19 protein-coding genes are annotated in these 23,977 nt (G+C 68.6%); 11 read left to right on the top strand and 8 right to left on the bottom strand.

Annotation, left to right across the window (positions count from 1 at the left end; genetic code table 11):
• The first annotated feature begins 216 nt into the window (after positions 1-216).
• The 5 genes from B4920_RS17490 to B4920_RS17510 all read left to right on the top strand — a co-directional run bounded on the left by B4920_RS17490 (position 217) and on the right by B4920_RS17510 (position 7,116).
• Positions 217-1,137 carry a bestrophin family protein gene (locus tag B4920_RS17490; RefSeq protein ID WP_079435908.1) on the top strand — a complete coding sequence of 307 codons (921 nt, stop codon included), beginning with the start codon at positions 217-219 and terminating at the stop codon, positions 1,135-1,137.
• Positions 1,138-1,231: 94 nt separating this feature from the next.
• Positions 1,232-2,350 (top strand): efflux RND transporter periplasmic adaptor subunit, encoded by a 1,119-nt coding sequence (locus tag B4920_RS17495; protein ID WP_161493326.1) that lies wholly within the window; start codon positions 1,232-1,234, stop codon positions 2,348-2,350.
• Positions 2,351-2,354: 4 nt separating this feature from the next.
• The gene (locus B4920_RS17500; protein ID WP_079435910.1) at positions 2,355-5,441 is read left to right on the top strand and encodes an efflux RND transporter permease subunit; all 3,087 of its coding nucleotides are present in this window, start codon (positions 2,355-2,357) and stop codon (positions 5,439-5,441) included.
• Positions 5,438-5,758 carry a DUF3240 family protein gene (locus B4920_RS17505; protein ID WP_079435911.1) on the top strand — a complete coding sequence of 107 codons (321 nt, stop codon included), beginning with the start codon at positions 5,438-5,440 and terminating at the stop codon, positions 5,756-5,758. The genes B4920_RS17500 and B4920_RS17505 overlap by 4 nt, the downstream gene beginning before the upstream one ends.
• Positions 5,755-7,116: a TolC family protein gene (locus tag B4920_RS17510; protein WP_088179498.1), complete on the top strand. Its 1,362-nt coding sequence runs from the start codon at positions 5,755-5,757 to the stop codon at positions 7,114-7,116. Before B4920_RS17505 ends, B4920_RS17510 begins: the two co-directional genes overlap by 4 nt.
• On the opposite strand, the gene B4920_RS17515 is transcribed toward B4920_RS17510, so the two are convergent.
• Positions 7,107-7,508 carry a VOC family protein gene (locus B4920_RS17515; RefSeq protein WP_216819929.1) on the bottom strand — a complete coding sequence of 134 codons (402 nt, stop codon included), beginning with the start codon at positions 7,506-7,508 and terminating at the stop codon, positions 7,107-7,109. The genes B4920_RS17510 and B4920_RS17515 overlap by 10 nt on opposite strands.
• A 187-nt stretch (positions 7,509-7,695) precedes the next feature.
• On the opposite strand from B4920_RS17515, the gene B4920_RS17520 reads away from it, so the two are divergent.
• The 5 genes from B4920_RS17520 (at position 7,696) to B4920_RS17540 (ending at position 13,128) form a co-directional block, all read left to right on the top strand.
• A complete protein-coding gene (locus B4920_RS17520; RefSeq protein WP_079435913.1) occupies positions 7,696-8,451 on the top strand; it encodes a YafY family protein in 756 nt (251 codons plus the stop codon).
• A gap of 37 nt (positions 8,452-8,488) precedes the next feature.
• Complete coding sequence (locus B4920_RS17525) at positions 8,489-8,815, top strand: YkgJ family cysteine cluster protein (protein WP_079435914.1); 327 nt, start codon at positions 8,489-8,491, stop codon at positions 8,813-8,815.
• A gap of 186 nt (positions 8,816-9,001) precedes the next feature.
• On the top strand, positions 9,002-11,284 hold the full coding sequence (locus B4920_RS17530; protein WP_216819931.1) for a TonB-dependent siderophore receptor: 2,283 nt from the start codon (positions 9,002-9,004) through the stop codon (positions 11,282-11,284).
• Between the two features lie 54 nt (positions 11,285-11,338).
• Positions 11,339-12,019, top strand: coding sequence for a Fe2+-dependent dioxygenase (locus B4920_RS17535; protein WP_079435915.1), 681 nt, complete (start codon positions 11,339-11,341; stop codon positions 12,017-12,019).
• Entirely contained in the window at positions 12,016-13,128 is a 1,113-nt protein-coding gene (locus B4920_RS17540) for an alpha-hydroxy acid oxidase (RefSeq protein WP_254050976.1), read from the top strand. The genes B4920_RS17535 and B4920_RS17540 overlap by 4 nt, the downstream gene beginning before the upstream one ends.
• A 7-nt stretch (positions 13,129-13,135) precedes the next feature.
• Here the strand turns inward: B4920_RS17540 and B4920_RS17545 are convergent, their stop codons facing one another.
• Positions 13,136-14,056, bottom strand: coding sequence for a LysR family transcriptional regulator (locus B4920_RS17545; protein ID WP_079435917.1), 921 nt, complete (start codon positions 14,054-14,056; stop codon positions 13,136-13,138).
• Between the two features lie 97 nt (positions 14,057-14,153).
• Between B4920_RS17545 and B4920_RS17550 the strand changes: the two genes are divergently transcribed.
• Positions 14,154-14,924, top strand: coding sequence for a sulfite exporter TauE/SafE family protein (locus B4920_RS17550; protein ID WP_079435981.1), 771 nt, complete (start codon positions 14,154-14,156; stop codon positions 14,922-14,924).
• Between the two features lie 7 nt (positions 14,925-14,931).
• Here B4920_RS17550 and B4920_RS17555 read toward each other — a convergent pair whose 3' ends face one another.
• The 6 genes from B4920_RS17555 to B4920_RS17580 all read right to left on the bottom strand — a co-directional run bounded on the left by B4920_RS17555 (position 14,932) and on the right by B4920_RS17580 (position 23,910).
• On the bottom strand, positions 14,932-16,953 hold the full coding sequence (locus tag B4920_RS17555) for a methyl-accepting chemotaxis protein (protein ID WP_079435918.1): 2,022 nt from the start codon (positions 16,951-16,953) through the stop codon (positions 14,932-14,934).
• Positions 16,954-17,132: 179 nt separating this feature from the next.
• Complete coding sequence (locus tag B4920_RS17560; protein WP_079435919.1) at positions 17,133-17,606, bottom strand: RES family NAD+ phosphorylase; 474 nt, start codon at positions 17,604-17,606, stop codon at positions 17,133-17,135.
• Entirely contained in the window at positions 17,606-18,034 is a 429-nt protein-coding gene (locus B4920_RS17565) for an antitoxin Xre/MbcA/ParS toxin-binding domain-containing protein (RefSeq protein ID WP_079435920.1), read from the bottom strand. Before B4920_RS17565 ends, B4920_RS17560 begins: the two co-directional genes overlap by 1 nt.
• Before the next feature lie 77 nt (positions 18,035-18,111).
• Positions 18,112-19,158 (bottom strand): patatin-like phospholipase family protein, encoded by a 1,047-nt coding sequence (locus B4920_RS17570; RefSeq protein WP_079435921.1) that lies wholly within the window; start codon positions 19,156-19,158, stop codon positions 18,112-18,114.
• A 154-nt stretch (positions 19,159-19,312) separates the two neighbouring features.
• The gene (locus tag B4920_RS17575; protein ID WP_088179499.1) at positions 19,313-20,719 is read right to left on the bottom strand and encodes an efflux transporter outer membrane subunit; all 1,407 of its coding nucleotides are present in this window, start codon (positions 20,717-20,719) and stop codon (positions 19,313-19,315) included.
• A gap of 104 nt (positions 20,720-20,823) precedes the next feature.
• Positions 20,824-23,910, bottom strand: a complete 3,087-nt coding sequence (locus B4920_RS17580) for a multidrug efflux RND transporter permease subunit (protein ID WP_079435922.1) — start codon at positions 23,908-23,910, stop codon at positions 20,824-20,826.
• Positions 23,911-23,977 lie beyond the last annotated feature (67 nt).

A 23,977-nucleotide genomic window follows, 5' to 3' on the forward strand; every position in this document is an offset into this window, starting at 1 on the left:
ATGCCTAGCGCAAGTTCGTATTTCACGAATGCCATAGGGATAAGCGTGACAAATATCACGTCTTTCTCCAGTCCTGCCATGGAAAGCTGGCGTAGCCGGTTGCCCGTCGACGTGACGACAGTTTTTCCGCCACGGCTTGTGCAATGCAGCATCCGTGCCTTAAGTTAGGCCGTCCTGTACCGATATGGGTCCTCTCCACGACCCGCCGACTCCACCATGATCGTTCGCCCCCGCCCACGTCTGCGGGAACTCTTCTTCATCTGGAAGGGTTCCATCATCCCGCTGATTCTCCCCCAGGTGATCTTCGTCACCGTCGTCGCCGCCATCGTCACGCTGATCGCCGCCCTCACCGGCCCGCGCTTTCCCGATTTCGCCACCGGCCCCTTCACCTTCCTCGGCCTGTCCCTGTCGCTGTTCCTCGGTTTCCGCAACAACGCCTGCTACGACCGCTGGTGGGAGGCCCGCAAGCACTATGGCAACCTGCTGGTGGTGATGCGCAGCCTGGCCCGCGACAGCCAGCTGCTCGACGGTGACGCCGCCGGCCGCGCCCAGCGCCAGGACGTGCTGCGCCTGTGCACCGCCTTCGCCAAGGCCCTCACCGCCCGCCTGCGCGATCGTCCGGTGGCCGCAGCCGCCAACGCGGAGCTGAGCGCCGACGAGCTCGCCAGGGTCAGCGCCAGCCGCAACGTGCCCGACGGCATCCTGCGCCTCGTCACCGGGCAGCTGCTCGACGCCCACCGGCACGGACGCCTGGACTCGATCACCTACACCGCCCTGGCCGAACACGTGAACCAGCTCACCGCCATCCAGGGCGCCTGCGAGCGCATCCGCTACACCGCACTGCCCTTCGCCTACACCCTGCTGCTGCACCGCACCGCGCACCTGTACTGCGTGCTGCTGCCCATCGGCATGGTGCACTCCCTGGGCTGGGCCACACCGCTGATGACCGCCCTGGTGGCCTACACCTTCTTCGGGCTGGACGCCCTCGGCGACGAACTGGAAGAGCCCTTCGGCACGGCCCAGAACGACCTGCCCCTCGACGCCATCACCCGCATCATCGAGATCGACTTGGGCGAGTACCGCGGCCTGGAGAAGCTGCCGGAGCCGCTGCAGGCACAAGACTTTCTGTTGCTGTAAGCCCCTGCACGAAGCCTGCCCGCCTTGGGCAGGCTTAAGACGCGCTTAAGACGGCTAGGCGATAATCGGGACCATGCCTCGTGCCGGAGTCCCCATGTCGCCCCTGCTTTCAGCCGCCCGCCCCCTGTCCCTGTCGATCACGGCCAGCCTGCTGGCCGTCCTGCTGTCCAGCCTTCCGTACGGCAGCGCCCAGGCTGCCGACGCCAATTTCATCGCCCTGTCCGCCGCCCAGAGCCAGGCCCTCGGCATCGCCACGCGCAAGGCCGGCGGCAACGGCAACCCCGCGGCGGCCGGGCTGCCGGCCACCGTCAGCATTCCCAACAACCAGGTCCGGGTCATCGCTGCGCCGCTGGCCGGCGTCGTCGAAAGCCTGGAAACCGCCCCCGGCCTGACGGTCAAAAAGGGGCAGGTGCTGGCTCGCATCGCCAGCCCCCAGGCGCTCGAACTGCAGCGCGACCGCATCCAGGCCGATGCCCAGGCCAGCCTCACCCGCCAGAGCCTCAACCGGGACGAGCAGCTCTTCCGCGAGGGCCTGATCGCCGAATCCCGCCTGCAGGCCAGCCGTGCCAATGCCACCCAGGCCGCGGCCCAGGCCGCCGAACGCCGCCAGGAGCTGAGCCTTGCCCAGCACAGCGGCGGGCAGACCCTCAGCCTCGTCGCGCCGATCGCCGGCAGCGTGCTGGAACAACAGGTCAGCGTCGGCCAGCGCGTAGAACAGTCCGCACCGCTGTACCGTATTGCCCGCCTGGACCCTCTATCCGTCGAGATCCAGGCCCCACTCGCCGTCGCCAGCCGGGCCCGCGTCGGTACGCCGCTGCGCATTGCCACTGCCGGCGCCAGCGGCGAGCTGGTGGCAGTCGGCCGCGCCGTCGATGCAAGCAGCCAGAGCGTGCTGCTGCGCGGCCTGATCACCCGCGGTGCGCAGAACCTGCGCCCCGGCCAGGTGACCGCCGTCGACCTGGACCTGCCCGCTGACGGCAGCACCGGCGGTGTGCAGGTCCCTGCCGCCGCGGTGCTGCGCCACCAGGACAAACAATGGGTCTTCGTCGTCGCCAACGATGGCAAGACCGCCGGCTACCGCGCCGTAGCGGTCACCATCAACGGCCGGGTCGGCGATGCGGCACTGGTCAGCGGCCTGCCGGCCGACGCCACGGTGGTGACCGCCGGCGTCGCCGCGCTGAAGGCCAACTGGCTCGGCATCGGGAAAGAATAAGACCATGCTGTCGCGCCTCATCGAGTTCTCACTGACCCAGCGCCTGCTGGTGCTGGTCGCCACGCTGCTGCTGATCGGCGCCGGCGTGCAGGCCTGGAACGGCCTGCCCATCGACGCCTTCCCCGACGTGTCGACGACCCAGGTCAAGCTGATCATCAAGGCCCCGGGCATGACGCCGGAAGAGGTCGAGACCCGCATCACCGTGCCCATCGAGCAGGAGATGCTGGGCATCCCGCACCAGCGCATCCTGCGCTCCACGTCCAAATACGCGCTGGCCGATGTGACCCTCGACTTCGAGGACGGCACCGACATCTACTGGGCCCGCCAGCAGGTCGGCGAGCGCCTGGCCGGCGTGATGGGCAACCTGCCGCCGGGCGCCGGTGGCGGCCTAGCGCCGATCACCACGCCCCTCGGCGAAATGTTCATGTTCACCATCGAAGGGCCGATCTCCCTCGAAGAGAAGCGCACCCTGCTCGACTGGACGATCCGCCCGGCCCTGCGCACGGTGCCCGGCGTGGCCGACGTGAACAGCCTCGGCGGCGAGGCCCGGAGCTTCGAGATCGCCCCCGACCCGGCGGCCCTCGCCGCCCGTGGCCTGACGCTGGCCCAGTTGCAAGCGGCCCTGGAAGCCAATAACCGCAACGACGGCGCCGGCCGCCTCAGCGAAGGCGAGGAAACCCTGCTGGTGCGTGCCGAAGGCGCAATCCGCAACCTGGACGACGTGCGCGCCATCGTGCTGAAGAGCGACGCCGGCAACGTAGTCCGCGTCGGCGACGTAGCCGCGGTACGCATCGGCGCGCTGACCCGCTACGGCGCAGTCACCCGCAGCGGTGAGGGCGAGGCCGTCGAAGGCCTGGTCCTCGGCCTGCGCGGCGCCAACGCCGGCAAGGTGGTGGACGGCGTCAAAGCGCGACTGGAAGAACTCACTCCGCAACTGCCGCCGGACGTGAAGGTCGTGCCTTTCTACGACCGCAGCGAACTGGTCGGTCGTGCCATACACACGGTGTCGAAGGCGCTGATGGAGGCCATCGTGCTGGTGCTGGTGCTGCTGCTGGCCTTCCTCGGCAACCTGCGTGCCGCGCTGGTGGTGGCGCTGATGTTGCCGCTGGCGGCGCTGGCCACCTTCATCGCCATGCGCCAGGTCGGTCTGTCGGCCAACCTGATGAGCCTCGGTGGTCTGGCCATCGCCATCGGCATGCTGGTGGACGCCGCCGTGGTGGTCGTCGAGAACATCGAAACCCATTTCGGCGAGGGTGGCGCCGCCAACCGCCAGCCGCTGCTGCATCTGGTCTTCCGCGCCACGCGGGAAGTCGCCGCGCCGGTCGCCTCGGGCATCCTGATCATCGTCATCGTGTTCCTGCCGCTGCTGACGCTGGAGGGCCTGGAAGGCAAGCTGTTCGGACCGGTGGCGACGACCATCGTGTTCGCGCTGTCGGCCTCGCTGCTGCTGTCCCTGACCGTCGTACCGGTGCTGGCCTCCTACCTGCTGAAGCGCGGCGAAGCCCATGAGCCCTGGCTGATCCGCAAGCTGCAGGCCGTCTACGCGCCGCTGCTGCAGTTCGCGCTGGCCCGCGGCAAGCTGGTCGCCACCATAGCCGGCGTCTCGCTGCTGGTCGCCGCCGGCGCCTTCGTCACCCTCGGCAAGACCTTCATGCCGACGATGGACGAAGGCGACATCATCATGCAGCTCGAAAAGCTGCCCTCCATCAGCCTGGCCCAGACCATCGATACCGACCTGCGCGTGCAGCAGGCCGTGATGAAAGCAGTGCCTGAGGTGAAAGCCATCGTGGCCCGCTCGGGCTCCGACGAACTGGGCCTCGACCCGATGGGCCTCAACCAGACCGACACATTCCTCGTCCTCAAGCCCCGCGACGAATGGCGCAAGGCGGACAAGGACTGGCTGACCGACCAGCTGCGGGCGGTGATGGAGAACTTCCCCGGCATCGCACTGACCTTCACCCAGCCCATCGACATGCGCGTGTCGGAAATGCTCACCGGCGTGCGCGGCGACTTGGCGATCAAGCTCTACGGCCCTGACCTCAATACCCTCAACCACCTCGCCGCGCAGATTGAAGGCGTCGTCAAGGCGGTGCCCGGCGCCGAGGACACCGTCACGATCCGCAACGAGGGCGTGCAATATCTCAAGATACAGGTGGACCGCCTGGCCGCTGGCCGCTTCGGGCTCAACGTGGAAGACGTGCAGAACACCTTGCGCAGCCTGCTCGAAGGGCGCATCGCCGGCACGGTGATCGAATCCACCCGCCGCGTGCCGCTGCTGATCCGCGGCCCGGCCAACCTGCAGAACGACCCGGACGCCTTCGCGGCGTTGCGCATCACTGCGCCCGACGGTCGCAGCCTGCCGCTGTCCAGCATCGCCAAGGTCGAGCGGGTGGACGGCCCGGTCAAGGTGGACCGGGAAAACGCCCAGCGTTACTCGGTCATCCAGTCCAACGTGCGCGGCCGCGACCTGGTCGGCTTCGTCGAGGAAGCCCGGGCCGCGGTGGCTGCCAAGGTGCCGCTGCCCAACGGCTACCGCCTCGCCTGGGGCGGGCAGTTCGAGAACCAGCAGCGTGCCGCCGCCCGCCTGATCGTGGTGGTGCCGATCGCCCTCGGCCTGATCTTCGTGCTGCTGTTCTCCACCTTCGGCTCCGTCCGCCAGGCCCTGCTGGTGCTGTCGATGGTGCCTTTCGCGATGGTCGGCGGCGTGCTCGCGCTGGCCGTCTCCGGCGAATACATGTCGGTGCCGGCCTCGGTCGGGTTCATCGCGCTGCTCGGCATCGCGGTGCTCAACGGGGTGGTGATGGTCAGCTACTTCAACCAGCTCCACGCCCGCGGCATGCCCATCGGCGAAGTGGTTGTCGAAGGCGCCAAACGCCGCCTGCGCCCGGTGCTGATGACCGCCAACATCGCCGCCCTCGGCCTGGTGCCGCTGCTGTTCGCCACCGGTCCGGGCTCCGAGGTGCAACGCCCGCTGGCCGTCGTGGTGATCGGCGGGCTGGTCAGCGCCACCGCCCTGACCCTGCTGCTGCTCCCCGTCCTGTACCGCCGTTTCGGCATCGCCCCCGTCGCCCCCGAGGTTGCAAGTCAATGATCGTCGATACTCCGTCCCATATCGTGCTGACCCTGGTGCTGCCCATCGAAGTGGAAGACGCGCTGCTCGAAACGCTGCTCGAACACCCGACACTGGCGCCGGGCTTCACCTCCCAGCGCGTCGAAGGCCAGGGCCAGCGGGTCACCTTCACCGGCACCGCCGAGCACGTGCGCGGCCGCGCCGCCTGCTGCCGGGTCGAACTGGTCGCCCCGCTGGGCGACGCCCAGGCCCTGCTCGACATCCTGCGCGAACGCTTCGGCACCAACCGGGTGTTCTTCTGGATGGTGCCGGTGATGGCCAGCGGGAGGCTCGCATGAAGCGGCACACCCATTGTTCTCCCGAGGCGGCCACGGCACCTGTGGGGACGACTTCATTCGCCCAACGCCTGTTCAACGCCCGCGGGCGAGTGAATTCGCCCCTGCTGATGATGCTCTTTCCGTTGGCGGCCCTCGCCGGCCCTGCCGCCGACGCACCGGATCTACCCCCCCAAGCCCAGGTGACCAGCGTGCTGCGCAGCAGCCCGATGGTCAGCGCCGCCGGCGCCATGCTGGAGGCCGAAGAGGCACGCAGCCGGCGCCTGGCTGCCGGCCCCCACGAATGGACACTGCGCCTGACCGACCAGCAGCGCCGCGTGCGCACGACACCGGCCGAACGCTTCAACGAAGTGGACGTGGCGCTCGAACGTGCGCTGCGCCTGCCCGGCAAGGGCGAGCTGGACCGCCAGCTCGGTGCCGCCGGCATCGCCAGCGCCAAAATCGGCCGCGGCGACGCACTGCACGAGGCCAGCCGGGCGCTGTTGTCCGGCTGGTTCGACTGGCTGCGCGAACAGTCCAGTGCCGAGCAATGGCGCAAGCAGCGCGACGTGCTGGCCCGCCAGGCCGGCGTGGTCAAACGCCGGGTCGAGCTGGGCGACGCCCCGCGCCTGGAAAAGCTGCAGGCCGATGCCGCGCTGGCCCAGGCCGAGGCCCAGCTGGCCCAGGCCGAAGGGCGCGCCCAGGTGACCGCCGAAAGCCTGCGCCGCCTCTATCCCGCACTGAAACTGCCCGACAGCGTGCCCGAAGTGGCGCCGGAGGCTGTTGGCCAGGATGCCGCAAAGTGGGTCACCGCGATCCTCGAACACAACCATGAACTGGGCGTCGCCCGGGCGGAGAGCCTGCGCGCACGCGTCGGCGCCTCCCGTGCCGAGGCCGAACGGCGCCCCGACCCCAGCGTCGGCGTGCGCGTGGCCCGCGAACGGGACGGCGAGGAGCGCCTGATCGGTCTGACCCTCAGCCTGCCGCTACCCGGGGAAGGCCGCCGTGCCGATGCCGACGCCGCCGTCGCCAGCGCCCAGGCCAGCGCCCACCGGGAGGCCGGCATCCAGCGCCGCATCGAGGCCGAGGCCGCCGCCCTGTACCGCCGCACCACCGCCGCCCGCGCCGGCTGGCTCGGCCAGCAGGCTGCCGCCGAAGCGCTGGTTCGCAGCGCCGACCTCAGCGAACGGGCCTGGCAACTCGGCGAGGGCAGTCTTTCCGACACCCTCAACGCCCGCCGCCTGGCCCACGAAGCCCGCCTCGCGGCCAGCCTGGCCCGCCTCGACGCCAGCGAAGCCCGCTACCGCCTGCTCCTCGACGCCCACCAGCTGTGGGCGCTGGACATGGACGACGACGAGCACGGGGAGCACGATCACCCCTGAATTGCGGCACCCGGCGAGTGCAGCCCGATGCGGTTGCCCTCGCTGTCGGCAAACATCGCGATGTAGCCGATCTCCGGGCTGATCTCGGTCTTCGGCAGCAGCACCTGCCCGCCGGCCTCCACCGCGCGGGCGAGCGGCACAGCAAGGTCGTCGCCCCCGTCCAGGTAGATCAGGATGCCCTGCTCGCCGGGCCGGGCCTGCGGCGCGGCCAGCAAGGCCCCACCGGTCGCCGGCTCGACGTACGGGAAGACGGCCATCTGCATGCCGTGCATCGCCTCGCGGCGCAGGCTGACCGCAAAGGTCGCCTCATAAAAACGGACCGCCCGCTCCAGGTCGGCGACGGGGATTTCGAACCAGTTGATCAAGGTCTTGACCATGTTGTGCTCCTTCATGCGGATTGATTGGAGCCGCCATTCTGGCCGCCTGCTCCTGACAGCCTTCCGTCAGTAGCCCGGGCACAATCGGCCGGCCAGCGCGTTATCCTGCCAGCCTTATGTCAGCAGCCCCCGGCCACGGACCGACGCGCCTCCCGGGCTGCGTGCAAGGTGGGCTGGGGTCGTCTTTCTCCGGAGTCCCTGCATGCGCCGCGCCGACCGCCTGTTCCAGATCGTTCTCCTCCTCGACCGCGGACGGGCCGTCACCGCCCGCGAGCTGGCCGAGGCCCTGCAGGTGTCCGAGCGCACCGTCTACCGGGACATCGCCGACCTGTCCCGCTCCGGCGTGCCGATCAGCGGCGAAGCCGGCGTCGGCTACCTGATGCGTGCGGGCTACCGCCTGCCGCCGCTGATGTTCGATGCCGCCGAACTCGCCGCCCTGGCCCTTGGCAGCCGCATGGTGCGCAGCTGGGCCGACCCTGAACTCGGCCGCGCGGCGGAACGCGCGCTGCTGCGCATCGAGGCGGTGTTGCCAAAAAAACTGCGCGACGATCCAGCCCGCGATGCACTGCTCGTGCCCGGCTTCCACGTTCCCGATGCGATGCGCGCGCCGATGGCAAAGCTGCGCGAGGCCATCGCCACCCAGCGCAAGGTCCGCATCGCCTACACGCGGGCCGACGGCGCGGACAGCGAGCGGCTCATCCAGCCGCTCGGCCTGGTGTTCTGGGGCGAAACCTGGACCCTCGGCGCCTGGTGCGAACTGCGCGGGGAGTTCCGCAGCTTCCGTCTCGACCGTATCCGTGGCGTCGTCGCCCTCGACAGCCGTTTCGATGGTGACGGCATGCTCGCGCGCTATCTCCTGTCCGTCCAGCAGGAGTCTGCGAAGCCATCTGCCGACTGCCCCGGAGGCGGTCCACAAGGTCTGCCGGACATGCCAGAATCGCGCCTTACGAAAGCCTGATCACCTCTAGTTTCCACCGGTCCACCGACGACGTCCGATGAGCAGCTCCGACGCCAATCCCTGCCTCGACTGCGGCGCCTGTTGCGCCAGCTTCCGCGTGTCCTTCTACTGGTCCGAGGCCGAAGCCCGCGGCTTGCCGGCCGAGCTGACCGAACAGGTCAATCCGTGGTTCAGCTGCATGGCCGGCACCAATGACGCCCGCCCCCACTGCATCGCGCTGGCTGGGAGCGTTGGACAACAGGTGGGATGCACCGTCTACGAGCAGCGCCCGGAGCCCTGCCGGGAAGTCCAAGCCGGCGACGGGCAGTGCGCCAAAGCCCGTGCCCGCCATGGAATGACAGCGCTGTCCGGCCTGCCGGGCTGAGTCCGGCCCTACGGCAATCCGTCAGCAAGCTGTCGATGGGCTTGCACATAATTGCGAACAACTCTCATTTACGTTAAAGTTGTAAGCAGATCCTATGGGCAAGCCAGCCATGCGCTAGCCAAGCCAGCCAGCCTCAGGTCCTGAATTCCACCGTCCCACCGACGACATTCATCCCAGGAGGCCAAATTGGCACGCACGAAAACCCGTCATCAGAATTTTCATCCTCCCCACCGCAAAGCCGCGCCGGAGCAGCCCAGCGCAAGCAACGCCGAGCGGGCCATCCTGCCCCTCGGCGCGATGATGTTCGCCGCCTCGATGAACGGCTGGGCCCAGGCGCCCGCCGCCGAGGACGACGTCAAGACCCTCAAGCCGGTGGTGGTCAAGGCCGCCGCCGAAGCCGAGCAAGGCAAGGACAGCCTGCGCACCACCACCACCCGCATCGGCAAGGGCCAGCAACAGCTGCGCGACATTCCCCAATCGATCACCGTCGTCACCGAGAAGCTCATCGACGACCGCAAGATCGACACCGTCAAGGAAGCCCTCAAGGCCACCGCCGGCATCACCTTCCTGGCGGCCGAGGGCGGCGAGGAAGACATCCGCATGCGCGGCTTCCCGATCAACACCACCGGCGACCTGTTCATCGACGGCATGCGCGACCCGGCTTTCTACGACCGCGATACCTTCAACCTGGACCGCCTCGAAGTGCTGCGCGGCTCAGCCTCCATGCTGTTCGGGCGCGGCTCCACCGGCGGCGCGGTCAACCAGGTCAACAAGCAGGCCCAGCTGTACGGCGAGAACCAGGTCGACGTGACCCTCGGCAGCCACAACTACCGCCGCGCCGTCGCCGACCTCAACGTACGCACCGGCGACAACGAGGCCTTCCGCTTCAACGCGATGCGCACCATCGCCGACAACAACGGCGCCGGCGCCAGCATCGACAAGCAGGGCTTCGCCGCCGACTACCGCTGGGGCATCGGCACCACCGACGAAATCGAGGTCGGCTACTACCACCTCGACAACAAGAACGGCATCAACTACGGCCTGCCGTGGGTCCGCCCGACCGCCACCTCGCCGGTATCGTCCACCGGCATGCTGCCGCTCGACCCCAAGACCTACTACGGGTTGGCCAGCGACTACAACAAGGGCACCGCCAACTACGCCACGCTGATCCACACCCACCGCTTCTCCGCCGATACCGAGCTGGTCACCAAGTTCCGCAAGGGTGACTTCCAGCGCGACCAGCGGGCCAGCTCCCTGCGCTTCGCCGCCGCCGCGCTCCAGCCCGGTAGCCTGGCCGCCAGCCTGGCCACCCTGAGCGACGGCACCGTGGTGACCCGCGGCACCAACCTCAAGATGCAGAGCATGGAGAACTTCTTCGCCCAGAGCGACCTGTCCTCCAAGTTCGACGCCTTCGGCTTCAAGCACGAGGCGCTCACCGGCGTCGATTTCGCGTGGGAGCGCAAGCGCGTCTACGGCGCGCTCAACGCGGCCCAGGGCGGCGTGGTGCCGGCCAAGGCCAATACCACCATCGGCACGCCCTTCGATGGCGCCACGGTGGACGAGAGCATCCGCAGCATCGCCAAGAGCAGCGAATTCGAGAGCCTGTCCGGCGGCCTCTACGCCCAGGACCTGGTCCAGCTGGCCGATCACTGGAAACTGCTCGGCGGCGTCCGTTACGACGCCATGTCCGGCACCTACGACCAGTTCAACCTGACCACCAAGGCGATCACCAACTTCCAGCAATCGATCTACAAGTGGAGCCAGCGGGTCGGCGCGCTGTACCAGCCGAGCCCCCTGCAGTCCTTCCACCTGTCCTACGCCAACTCGTTCAACACTTCCGGCGACACCTACTCGTACAGCACGCAGAACCAGGACACGCCGCCCGAGAAGAGCATGAACCTGGAACTCGGCGCCAAGATCGACTCCGCCGACCGCCGCTTCAGCACCCGCTACGCCCTGTTCCGCTCGGTCAAGCTCAACGAGCGCAACACCGACCCGCTGATCAACCTGTCCGTGCTGTCCGGCAAGCGCCACTCCACCGGCGCCGAGTTCGACTTCACCGGCCGCATCACGCCGCGCTGGGAAATGTGGGGCTCCTACATGTGGATCTGGGACGCCGAGATCGACAAGGGCGCCCCGGACGGCGAAGCCCAGGGTTCGCGCCCGTCGCTGGTGCCCAAGCATTCCGGCTCCCTGTGGTCCACCTACCAGTTCACCGAGAACTTCCGCGCCGGTGGCGGCATCAACTTCCGCAGCAAGATGACGCCCAACCGCAACCCCGGCTGGTATTCGGAAGGCTATGCGACGGCTGACCTGATGGCGGAATACGCGGTGATCCCGGACAAGTTCATCGTCAAGGCCAACGTCACCAACATCACCAACAAGCTGTACGCCGACTCCCTCTACACGTCGTTCTACGTGCCCGGGGCGGGCCGGCTCTACATGCTGACCTCGACCTTCAAGTTCTAGGTCGAACCCACGGGCGGACTTCGGGTCCGCCCGTTTTCCTTACGGGAACCCGCCATGCTCCTGCAGATACCGGACGTCCTCAGCCCCGACGAAGTCCGCCAGGCCCGCCAGCTACTGGCCGACGCGCCGTGGGCCGACGGCCGCGACAGCGCCGGCCCCCAGGCCGCCCAGGTCAAGAACAACCAGCAACTGCCCCACGACTGCACCGCCGCCCAGGCGATCCGCAGCCTGATCCAGAGCCGCGTCGAGCGCCATCCGCTGTTCCTGACCGCCGCGCTGCCGAAGAAGATCTTCACCCCACGGATCAACCGCTACGGCGGCGACACCCCGTTCTATGGCGCTCACGTGGACAACGCCGTGCGCTTCACCGCCGACGGCCAGCGGGTGCGCACCGACGTCTCGTGCACGGTGTTCCTGTCCGATCCGGACGAGTACGACGGCGGCGAACTGCAGGTGCAGGACACCTACGGCAGCCGCGGCGTCAAGCTGCCGGCCGGCCACGCGGTGCTCTACCCCGGCACCAGCATCCACCAGGTCACGCCGGTCACCCGCGGGCATCGCATCGCCTGCTTCTTCTGGATCGAGAGCATGGTTCGCAGCGACGAACAACGCCGCCTGCTGTTCGACCTGGACATGGCGCTGATGCGCCTGCGCGAAAAACACGGAGAATGCGACGAAGCGGTGGCCATCACTGGCACCTATCACAACCTCCTGCGCATGTGGACCGACACGTGAACGCACCCCGCATCGACACCCTGCCGCCCGGCGTGGTCAGCCTGGGCGACCACGAAGCCCATGCCCGCAGCGTGCTCGACGCCAGCGCCTGGGCCTACTTCGCCGGTGGCGCTGCCGACGAACTGAGCCTCACCGACAACCGGGAAGCCTGGAACGTCCTCCACCTGCGCCCCCGCGTGCTGCGCCCACTGGCCGGTGGACATACCCGCGTGTCCCTGCTCGGCCGCGAACTGGCCCACCCCATCCTGCTCGCCCCGGTGGCCTACCAGCGCATGGCCCATCCGGACGGCGAACTCGCCACGGCCTGTGCCGCCGCCGCCCAGCAGGCCGGGCTGGTCCTCAGCACCCAGGCCAGCCTGCCGCTGGAACAGATCGCCGACGCGGTGCGCGACGACCCGGAGCGCGGCCCTCTGTGGTTCCAGCTCTACCTGCAACACGACAAGGGCTTCAACCTGGAACTGCTACGCCGCGCCGAAGCCGCCGGCTACGAAGCCCTGGTACTGACCGTCGACGCGCCCTGCCACGGCGCCCGCGACCGCGAGCGCCGCGCCGGCTTCCGCCTGCCGCCGGGCGTCCGGGCGGTGAATCTGGACAGCCTGCCGCCCCGCCTCGCCCGCCCCCTCGCCCCCGGCGCCAGCGGCCTCTTCGACGATCTACTGCTCGACGCACCGGGCTGGGACGACGTGGCCTGGCTGCAGGCCCAGACCCACCTGCCAATCATTCTGAAAGGCATCCTCGACCCGGAAGACGCCCGCGAAGCCGCCCGTCTGCAGGTCGGCGGCCTGATCGTCTCCAACCACGGCGGGCGCACCCTCGACACCAGCCTGCCCACCGCCACCGCACTGCCATCCATCGTGCATGCGGTCGGCGACAGCCTGCCGGTGCTGGTGGACGGCGGCATCCGCCGCGGCACCGACGTGCTGAAGGCGATGGCCCTCGGCGCCAGCGCGGTGCTGGTCGGCCGGCCCTACATCTTCGGCCTGGCCAATGCCGGCGCCCTCGGTGTCGCCCATGTGATCCGCCTGCTGCGTGACGAGCTGGAAATCGCCATGGCCCTGTGCGGCTGCCGCACGCTGCAGGACATCCCGCCAACGCTGCTGGTCGCCTGAACCACGCCTACCAGGACGCCGTGCCATCGGCCTCCGTCCGGTAGGCGGCGAAACGCTCGGCCAGGAAATCGATGAAGACCTTCACCTTGGCGCTGAGCAGGTGGCGCTGGGGATAGACGGCGTGGATGTCCGCCACCGCCCCGACCCACGGCGCCAGCACCCGCCGCAGTTCGCCGCTGCGCAGATGCGGCGCCACATCCCATTCCGAACGCAGCACGATGCCGTGGCCGGCCAGCGCCCAGCCGACCGCCACTTCGCCGTGGTTGCTGCTGAGGCCGCCGCGCACCTTCACGGTAACGTGCTTTTCGCCATCGGCCAGTTCCCAACTGTTGTAGGCGCGGGTGTTCTCGCGGATCACGATGCAGCGGTGACGGACCAGATCCTGCGGGTCGGCAGGCTCGCCACTCGCCGCCAGATAGGCCGGCGACGCGCACAGCAGACGCCGGTTGGCGGCGATCCGGCGGGCCAGTACGCGGGTATCCGGCGGCGGGCCGAAGCGGACGCCGACATCGGTGGCGGTCGCAGTCAGGTCAAGCGGCCGGTCGGTGAGTTGCAGGATCACCTCCACCTCCGGGTAGCGCAACGCGAAATCGGCGATGGCCGGCGCCAGGTGGCAGCGCCCGAAACCCAGCGTGGCGTTCACGCGCAACAGGCCACGAGGCTGCTCGCGGCTTGCCGACAGGCCGCGCTCAAGGGTTTCGATGTCCCGCAGGATGCGCGCGCCCTCGTCGAGGTAGCGCTCCCCTTCCGGTGTCAGGCTCTGGCGCCGCGTGGTTCGGTTCAGCAAGCGCACGCCCAAGCGCGCCTCCAGCGCCGCCAGTCGACGGCTCACCGCCGGCGGGGTGACGCCCAGTTCGGCCGCAGCAGCAGCCAGGCTGTCCTGGCGGGCGACGACGGCAAAGAAGGCCAGATCGGATGAATCCTGCATTCGTGCGATTCAGGTACGGATCAAATTAACCTGAGAGCATTGTATCTCTGCCACCGCTGCTTATGATGGGTTCCGGATTTTCACCTGCGTGACCATCATGCCCATCCCCGACTTCCTCGCATTTCTCCCGGCCCTGATCCTCGGCGCCGCCCTCGGCTTCTTCGGCGGCATGTTCGGCATCGGCGGCGGCATCATTGCGATCCCGCTGTTCGTCATCGGCTACGGCATGGAGCAACCGTTGGCCCAGGGCACGGCGCTGGTGATGATGGTGCCCAACCTGATGGTCGGCTGGTGGCGCTACAGCCAGCGCCACCCGGTGCCCTTCCGGCGCGCGCTGGCGATCGGCGTGATCGCCATGCTCACCACCTGGGGCACCGCCCATTTCGCCAACGCGCTGGACCCGGCTACGCTGAAGATACTGTTCTCGCTGTTCCTGCTGGCCATGGCACTCAAACGCATCGTCCCCGGCCGCTCCCGCAACGCGTCCCCTGCACCGCGGGTAGACGAACGCCACGTACCGCTGGTCGGCCTGCTCGGCGGCGGCAGCATGGGCCTGCTCGGCATCGGCGGCGGACTGGTCGCCACGCCGCTGCTGACCAGCCTGTTCGGCCTGCGCCAGACCGTCGCCCAGGCCTTTGCGCTGGCACTGGTCACACCCAGCTCGCTGATTGCACTGCTGGTCTATGCCGGCGCCCATCGGGTCAATTGGACGATGGGCCTGCCGATGGCCGCCAGCGGGCTGTTCACCGTATCGGCCGGGGTAGCCTTCGCCCACCGCCTGCCGGAGAAGACCATGCATCGTGCCTTCTCTGGCCTGCTGCTGCTCAGCGCCATGTGGATGCTGGTCAGCCCGCTGGTGATGGACTGAGCTCGGGTCACACGCGCAGGCGCCCGACCTCGCTGTCCAGATCACGGGCGACCCGCAGCAGCTCGGCCGCTTCGCTGCGATTGGACGCTGCCGACTGGCTGGTTTCGGCCACCGAGCGGGCCACCGAATCGATGCCGCCGGAGATCGTCTGGCTGGCCTGGGTCTGCTCCCGCGTGGCGCGGGCGATGTCGGCCACCGCCTGGGAAGTGCGCTCGGCGCGCTCATGGATGGACTGCAGCGCCTCGCCAACCTGGCGCGAGGCCACCACGTTGCGATCCACCTGCTCCACCGCCTTGCGGGCCGAATTGGCGACCGAGGCTACCCCGTCCTGAATGCTGTTGAGGATGGAGTCGATCAGCGACGCGGACTGGCCGGACTGCTCGGCCAGCTTGCGCACCTCGTCGGCCACCACTGCGAAGCCGCGCCCCTGCTCGCCAGCCCGCGCTGCTTCAATGGCCGCATTGAGGGCCAGCAGATTGGTCTGCTCGGAGATGTCGCGGATCGCATTGAGCACCCGGTGGATCTCCGCCGACTGCTGGCCGAGCTGCTCGACCTGGGTCGCCGCAGCCTGCACGGTGCGCGCGGTTTCATTGAGCTGCTCGATGCTGCTCTGCACCGAGCCGACGCCGTCCTGTACCGCCCGTGAGGTTTCCTGCGTCAGCTCCAGCGCGTGGGACGCATTGCCGGCCACCTGCTCCACACTGACCGTCAGCTGCTCGGTGGTGCTGGCCATCGCGCTGGCGGAATCGCTCTGCCGGCGGGTCGCGTCGCCCAGGGTCTCGGATGCCGTCGACATGTTCTGCGCGGTGCGCTGCAGGTGATCGCTGGTCTGGCGGATGCTGCCACTCAGCGCGCGCATGGACTCTGCTGCGGTGTTGATGCTGCTGCCGATCAGGTCGATCTCGCTGCGGCTGCGGGCATCCACGTCCGCCCGCACGGTCAGGTCGCCGTCGCCGAAGCGGGACACCAGCTCGGCCAGGTGCGACAAGGGCTTGAGGCGCAGGCGCAGGAAATAGCCCAGCGCCAGGATCAGCAAGGTGCCGCAGGCCACCGCCAGCAGCGCGATGTCGTTGCGCAGCCCGTTGGCGTCCTCGACGAACTCATCCACCCACGAACCGCTGGCCACCATCCAGTGCAGATCGGGCAGTTCGCGGATGACCACCATCTTGTCGGCCTCCGGCTCGCCCCACTTGTAGACCAGCGTGCCATTGCGCTTCTCCACCAGGCTCTTGATGATGCCCTGGGTGCGCGGATCCAGGTCGGCCAGGGACTTGCCCTCGAACTTCGGGTGATAGATGAAGCGCACGTCCTTCGCGTCGCCGGACGGCACCGACACGATGTAGGGGTAGCCGGTCTTGCCGACGCGGATCTGCGCCAGCTTCTCCTTGATCAGCTTGACGTTGCTCTCCGCGTCGACACGCATCGTCACCGCACCGATCACGTTGCCTGCTGCGTCCTTGAGGGGGTTGGCGGCCAGCACGAACATCTTGCCGTTGCGCTCGATGGACCCCAGATAGGGCTTGCCGCTGAGCAGGATGGACGGATAGGCGCCGGTATCGCCGACCTTCTCGCCGTGCCGGTAGTTGCCGTCCTTGCCCTTCAGCAGCGTCACCGCGCGGTAGAAGCCATCGCCCTTGCGTACCAAAAAGGACGGCTCGCGGTCGTCGTAGCGCCGGGCATAGTCCTGCAGCAGCGCCGCGTTGGCGCTGACGACGGTAGTGCCGATGGCCAGTTCGGGCAGGGTTTCGCTTCCCATCTGGATCTCGCGGCCGGTCAGCCGCGGCGTGCCGGCCACGCTGCCGGCGAACTGCACGACAGCATCGGCGGCCCGCGCCTTCAGTGCATCCTGCGCGTAGGCCAGCATCGCAACGGTCATGTCCGCCTGCTGGGCGAGGGACTCTTCGGCCTTCTTCAGCGCGCTCTGGCGCGACAGGGCGGCAACGGTGGCAACCAGGACGACCACCATCAGGGCGATACCAAGGGTACACAGCAGGACGACCTGCCGGACCAGGGGCTTGTGCTTGAGCATGTATCTCCTCTTTATTCTTTTGTTGGCGTTTATCGACACCCCTGTACGGCACAGCTGACATGCCACGCAGTACGGGCGAGCCCAAGCATATCGGCTCAAAACGGGCTGTCTTGAGATTGAAATAAACGCAAACGGTCTTTTTCCACGCTGTCCGCATCACGGTGGCGCGGACGGCACGCTCACCGCGACAGCGTGCCCCGGCCCGCAAACAAGCGCCCATCCCAGACGACCGCTTCAGGCGCACTCACGAGCAGCCGCCGGAAATCCGGATGGGCGGGGTTGATCACGGCATTGAACTCCAGCCGTGCGACCACGGACGGCACAACGAGGACGAGACTGCGGCCGGAGGCCAGCCATGCGTCGCCGAAGCTGCGCGCCGCGGCGCTGTCCTCGGTATCCCAGTCGTCGGGCAGCATGCCTGCATCGCGGCGCTCCACGGACACGGATGCCGGCACATCCACCACCACGAACTGCTGGGTCGAGGGAATACGGCCGATGCCCGCATGGGCAAGGATTTCCAGCATCGCGCAGGCATAGCTCAGGGAGCCGTAGATCGCCGGGCGTCCAGGGCTGTTCCAGCGCCCGCCGACCAGGGCCGCGCCGGAGCCATCCCAGACAGGGTGACGCTTGTCGGCGATGCGATAGATCCGCATCACGCCGCGATGCCGTAGAACAGCCTCCACAGCAGGGTTTCGACCCTCCGCGCGCCCAGTTCGGTCATCGCGACCTCCAGCGGCGCGCGCCCCCCGAGCATGGCGTGCGACGCGTGCAGGAAGGCCCGCGCATCCTCGTCCGAATCCCAGACATGTCGCGCCGTTGCATAGACCCGGGCGAGACGCTCGGTCCTTTCCGATTCGGCCGCACTCAGGCGGTCCCGGCGACGCTTCAGCGTCGCCTCGGGAACCACCCGGTAGAGCAGCGCACGGCGTTCCTCCACGCTGCGGCCGAGTTTTTCGGCACCGGCCTTGAGGGCGGACTTCGGCAATCCTTCGGCCACCCGCTCATCGAGTTCAGCAAACGAATGCGGAACCGGAACAAGCGCCATCACGGCGGCAATCTGCTCAGGGGTAACGATCGGCATGCCAGGCTCTGAAGTATCAATTGATACTCGAATATGGATCAGTCGACACCCTGCGTCAAGAGAAGCCGGCCAGCACCTCAGGCGAACAGGTCGGCCAGCCTTATCGAAGGACGCACGCCGACGTCCTGGCGGTGGGAGCGGATCCAGCGCGCCGCCCGAGCCCGCCCGAGGTCGCGCAGCTCGGTCAGGAAGGCCCGCGTGGCGTTGAGCTTGCTGGCCGTGCCGGCATCCACCAGTTCCTCGGCCTCCACCATGTGGAAGCGCAGGCGGGTCAGCTTGCGCTCCAGCCGCCCCTGGGGCAGCCAGTTGCTGCCCTCCTCGATATAGCTGCGGGCGTGGGCGATCATGCGCATCTCGCGCAGGAACGTCGTCGAGAAGCCCAGCTCGACGCTGCGCGCGGCAATCTCCTCGGCGCTGCGGGGCGCCTCCGGGCGCACCAGTGGATTGAGCAGCACCAGCAGGATGTCCGGCGTGGCGCATTCGTACATCAACGGGTAGATCGCTGGATTGGCGGTGAAGCCACCATCCCAATAGTCTTCTCCGTCGATCTGCACCGCGTGGTGCAGAGTCGGCAGACAGGCCGAGGCGAGCAGCGCGTCTTCGCTCAGCTCGCGGGTGTGAAACAGCCGGACCTTGCCGGAACGCACGCGGGTCGCCGCGATGAACAGCTTGAGCGGACAGTCCCGGCGGATGCGCTCGAAATCGAACTGGGCGCGCACTACGTCGCGCAGCGGATTCAACTCGAAGGGGTTGAGCTGGTACGGGGAGAACACCTTGGTCAGGCCCAGCATCATTCCCATCGCCCCGGGCAGCGAACCGTCACCGGCGGGATTGAGGCTGTGCAGCAGGTCCAGCTCGAAAGGCGTGGTATCGGATACCGCCTCCCAGAACGCCGCCAGGCTCTCCCGTGCGCCCTCCGATCCGCCGCGGGTCCAGCCCTGGGCCAGCGCCACGGCGTTCATCGCGCCGGCACTGGTGCCGCTGATGCCGTCGATCTGCCAGTCGTCTTCCAGCAGGCGGTCGAGCACGCCCCAGGTGTAGGCGCCGTGCGCCCCGCCCCCCTGCAAGGCCAGGCTCAGGGACGGAACGGCAATGTCCCGGGTTTTCCAAAGCTTCTTCAACATGGACGGAATACCTCCATTCAGGTGCTGCGGCCTGGATTGGTGCACCGCAGCATACATGATGGACGTCCGTCGATGACGAAAGTTCGCACCGATCGGGGTAGCCCGGAGAATCAGGGGCCAGGGCGCTTCCCCACATGGCCTTCCTGCTGGAACGTCACCGCGTCTCGGGCGGCAGCTTCCCGCCCAGTCCGCCGCCGGCATTCTTCGCCAGCAACACCGCCGCCACCAGCCGGCGGGCGGCCAGGTCGCTGGCGCTGCGCTGGGCGCTGAGGTGGGTGGCCTGGGCGGTGACCACGTTGAGATAGCTGACCGCACCGGCCCGGTACTGGTTGAGGGCGATGGTCTCGGCCTCGGCGGCGGCGGACACCGCGGCGGCCTGCTCGACGCCGGCCTCCTCCAGCACACGCACCACGGCGAGGTTGTCCTCCACTTCCTGGAAGGCCGCCAGCACGGTCTGTCGGTAGGTCGCCACGGCCTGCTCCCAGACGCCGACGGACTGGCTCACCGCGGCCTTCTTGGCGCCCGCGTCGAACAAGGTCGCCGCCAGCGTCGGACCGAGGGACCAGTAGCGGCTCGGCACGGTCAGCAGATCCTCGATCTGCGAGCGGCGGAAGCCCGTGGAAGCGGACAGGCCAAGCACCGGGAAGCGCGCCGCCTGGGCCGCGCCGACGGCCGCATTGGCGGCGGCCACACGGCGCTCGGCAGCAGCGATGTCGGGACGCCGTTCGAGCAGCGTGGACGGCAGCGTCAGCGTGACCGGCGCGGCGGCGAGCGGGCCCGCCACCGGCGGCAGCGCGAAGCTCGACGGCGCCTGGCCGATCAGCACCGCGATGGCGTGCTCATACTGGCTGCGCGACAGGCCCGCATCCAGCGCCGACGCGCGGGTGCTGCGCAGCTGGCTGTCCGCCTGGGCCACGTCGGCCTTGGTGGCCACGCCGGCAGCGTAGCGGTTGCGGGTCAGTTCGAGGGAGCGCTCGTAGGCCGCCACCGCCGCGTCGAGCAGCGCCTTCTGGCGCTCCGCCGCGCGCAGCTGGAAATAGGTCTGGGCCAGCGTCGCGTGGGCCGACAGGCGGGCCGCGGCAAGATCCGCCTCGCTGGCCTGCACGCGCTCGTCGGCTGCTTCCACGTTGCGGGCTATACGCCCCCATACGTCGGCCTCCCAGCTGGCGCTGGCGCCGAGGCTGAAGCTGTTGACCGGCGGTGCGTTGCCGGCGCTGGCGTTGGAAGCCGCGCTGGCCGAACGCGTCGCGCCGAAAGTGCCGTTGATGGTCGGGAACCAGGACGCGCGGGCCGAATCGGCCAGCGCTCTGGCCTGGCGGTACTGGGCCTCGGCAGCACGCAGGTTCTGGTTGGAGATGTCCACCTTGGCCTGCAGGCCGTCGAGTACCGGATCGCCGAACACCGTCCACCAGGCGTCGCCGGACACCGGGTCCTGCGGGCTCGCCGGGCGCCAGTCGCCGGCCGCTTCCTTGAAGGCCGCGGGGGTTTCCACCGTAGGCCGCACGTAGTCCGGGCCGACCGTGCATGCCGCCAGCAAAAGACACAGTAGGGGCGAATTCATTCGCCCGCGGAGGTGGAATCCGCCACCTTGGGCGAATGAATTCGCCCCTACTGGCTTTTCCCCCCCGGGGGCCTTGTTGTCCATCGCATTCATCTTCTTCATCTTCAAAGGGCGCTCTCCGCCTGCAATGCCGCCGCGGACTTGGGCTGGCGGCGCAGCCGGTCGAGCATCACGAAGACGACCGGCGTGGTGTAGAGGGTCAGGATCTGGCTGAGGATCAGGCCGCCGACGATGGCGATGCCCAGCGGCTGACGCAGCTCGGCGCCGTCGCCGGTGCCGATGGCCAGCGGGATGGCGCCGAACAGGGCCGCCAGCGTGGTCATCAGGATCGGCCGGAAACGCAGCAGGCAGGCGTGGTGGATCGCATCGCGGGCGCTGGCGCCCTGGCGCTGCAGCGCAATCGCCACGTCGATCATCATGATGGCGTTCTTCTTGACGATGCCGATCAGCAGGATCACGCCGATCATCGCGATCAGGCTGAACTCGGTGTCCATGCCCATCAGCGCCAGCAGCGCACCGACGCCCGCCGACGGCAGCGTGGACAGGATGGTGATCGGGTGGATCAGGCTCTCGTAGAGCATGCCGAGCACGATGTAGATGGTCACCACCGCGGCCAGGATCAGCAGCGGTTGGGTGCTCATGGACTTCTGGAAGGCGCCGGTGCTGCCCTCGAAGCTGGTGCGGATGCTCACCGGCACGCCGATGCGCGCCACCGCGGCGCGGATGGCGTCGGTGGCCTCGCCGATGGAGCGCCCTTCGGGCAGCGCGAAACTGATCGTCGACGCCGCCGCGCCGCCCTGATGGCTCACCGACAGCGGCGCCAGCGTGGACACCATGCGGGCCACCGCCGACAGGGGCACCTGGGCGCCGGACGACGACACCAGGGTCAGCCGCGCCAGGGATTCCGGCCCCTGCAGGTAGTCGGACGCCGCCTCCATCACCACCCGGTACTGGTTGAGCGGGTTGTAGATGGTGGACACCTGGCGCTGCCCGTAGGCGTTGTTGAGCGCCGTCGTCACCGCGCGCATGGTCAGGCCGTAGCGGGCCACCGCGTCGCGGTCGATCACCAGCGTGGTCTGCGGCCCCCGGTCCTGCTGGTCGGAGCTCACGTCGGTGATCTCGTCGAGGCGGCTCAGCGCATTGCGGATGCGCGGCTCCCACAGGCGCAGTTCGTCCAGGTTGTCGGACTGCAGCGTGAACTGCTGGCTGGAATTGCTGGAGCGCCCGCCGATGCGGATGTCCTGCACCGGGTTGAGGTACAGGCTGGCCCCCGGCACGTGGGCCAGTTTCTTGCGCAGACGGCTGACGATGGCCTCCGCCGATTCCTTGCGCTCGGCGATCGGTTTGAGGGTGATGAACATCGAGCCGGAATTGAGCTGCCCGCCGCCGGTGAAGCCGACCACGTTGGCGACTGCCGGATCGGCCCCGACGATGGCCAGGAAGACGTCCATCTTGCCGCGCATGGCCTGGAAGGAAATCGCCTGGTCGGCCTCGACGAAGCCGCGGATGCGCCCGGTATCCTGCTGCGGGAAGAAGCCCTTCGGGATGGTGTTGTAGAGCTGGACGTTGGCCGCAATGGTGGCGAACAACACCACCAGCACCAGCCACGGGTGCGCCAGCGCCCAGCCCAGGCTGCGCCGGTAGCCGTCCACCAGGCGGTCCAGCACACCGCCGGCAAGGCGGTCGAAGCGCCCGCGCTCGCCTTCCGGCGGGCGCTTCTGCAGCAGGCGCGCGCACATCATCGGCGTGGCGGTGAGGGAGACCACCATCGACACCAGGATCGCCGCCGACAGGGTGATTGCGAACTCCCGGAACAGGCGCCCGACGATGCCGCCCATGGCCAGGATCGGGATGAACACGGCGATCAGCGACAGACTCATCGACACCACCGTGAAGCCGATCTCCCGCGCCCCGCGCAGCGCCGCCTGACGCGGGGCAAGGCCTTCGTCGATATGGCGCGCGATGTTCTCGAGCACCACGATGGCGTCGTCCACCACGAAGCCGGTGGCGATGGTCAGCGCCATCAGCGACAGGTTGTCGAGGCTGAAACCGGCCAGGTACATCACCGCGAAGGTGCCGATCAGCGACACCGGCACCACCACACTGGGGATCACCGTCGCCCGCAGGTTGCGCAGGAACAGGAAGACCACCATCACCACCAGCGCCACCGAGATCATCAGGGTGTGCTCCACCTCGCGCAGGGAGCCGCGGATGGTCGGCGTGCGGTCCATCACCACGTCCAGGTCGATGGCCGGCGCGATGCTGGCGCGCAGGTGCGGCAGCAGCGCGGTAACCCGGTCCACGGTGTCGATGATGTTGGCGCCGGGCTGGCGGTTCACCATCAGCAGCACCGCCGGGCGGCCATTGGCGTAGCCGTAGTTGCGGTCGTTCTCGATGCCGTTGCGCACATTGGCCACGTCGGACAGGCGCACCGCGGCGCCGTTCTTCCACGACACGATGAGCGGCTTGTACTCGTCGGCGGTGCGCGCCTGGTCGTTGGCGCCGACCTGCCAGGCCCGCTCACCATCCTCCACTACGCCCTTCGGGCGGTTGGCGTTGGTGCCGACGATGGCGCTGCGCACGTCGTCCATGTTGAGGCCGTTGGCAGCCAGGCGGTCCGGGTCCAGCTCGACGCGCACCGCCGGCAGCGAGCTGCCGCCGATGGACACCTGGCCGACCCCGTCCACCTGGGACAGGCGCTGGGCCAGCACCGTCGACGCGGCGTCGTAGAGCTGGCCCTTGGTCAGCGTGTCCGACGTGAGGGCCAGGATGATGATCGGCGTCTCGGCCGGGTTCACCTTGCGGTAGGTCGGGTTGTTCGGCAGGCTGGTCGGCAACTGGCCGCGGGACGCGTTGATGGCCGCCTGCACGTCGCGGGCGGCACCGTCGATGTCGCGGGACAGCTCGAACTGCAGCGTCACCCGCGTCGAGCCGAGGGTGCTGTAGGAGGTCAGCTCGGTGACCCCGGCGATCTGCCCGAGGATGCGCTCCAACGGCCCGGCGACGGTGGCCGCCATGGTTTCCGGGCTGGCGCCGGGCAGGTTGGCCGACACCGAGATGGTCGGGTAATCCACCTGCGGCAGCGGCGACACCGGCAGCAGGCGGAAGGCGATCGCGCCGGCCAGCGCCACCGCCAGCGTCAGCAGCGCGGTGGCGACCGGGCGAAAGATGAACAGGCGGGACAGGTTCATCGCGGACCGCCCTTCCGGAGTGCGTCACCGGATGCGGAAACGCCACGGAACTGCTGAAGGGCGAAGG

The organism is Zoogloea sp. LCSB751, assembly GCF_002028455.1.
Lineage (GTDB): Bacteria > Pseudomonadota > Gammaproteobacteria > Burkholderiales > Rhodocyclaceae > Zoogloea.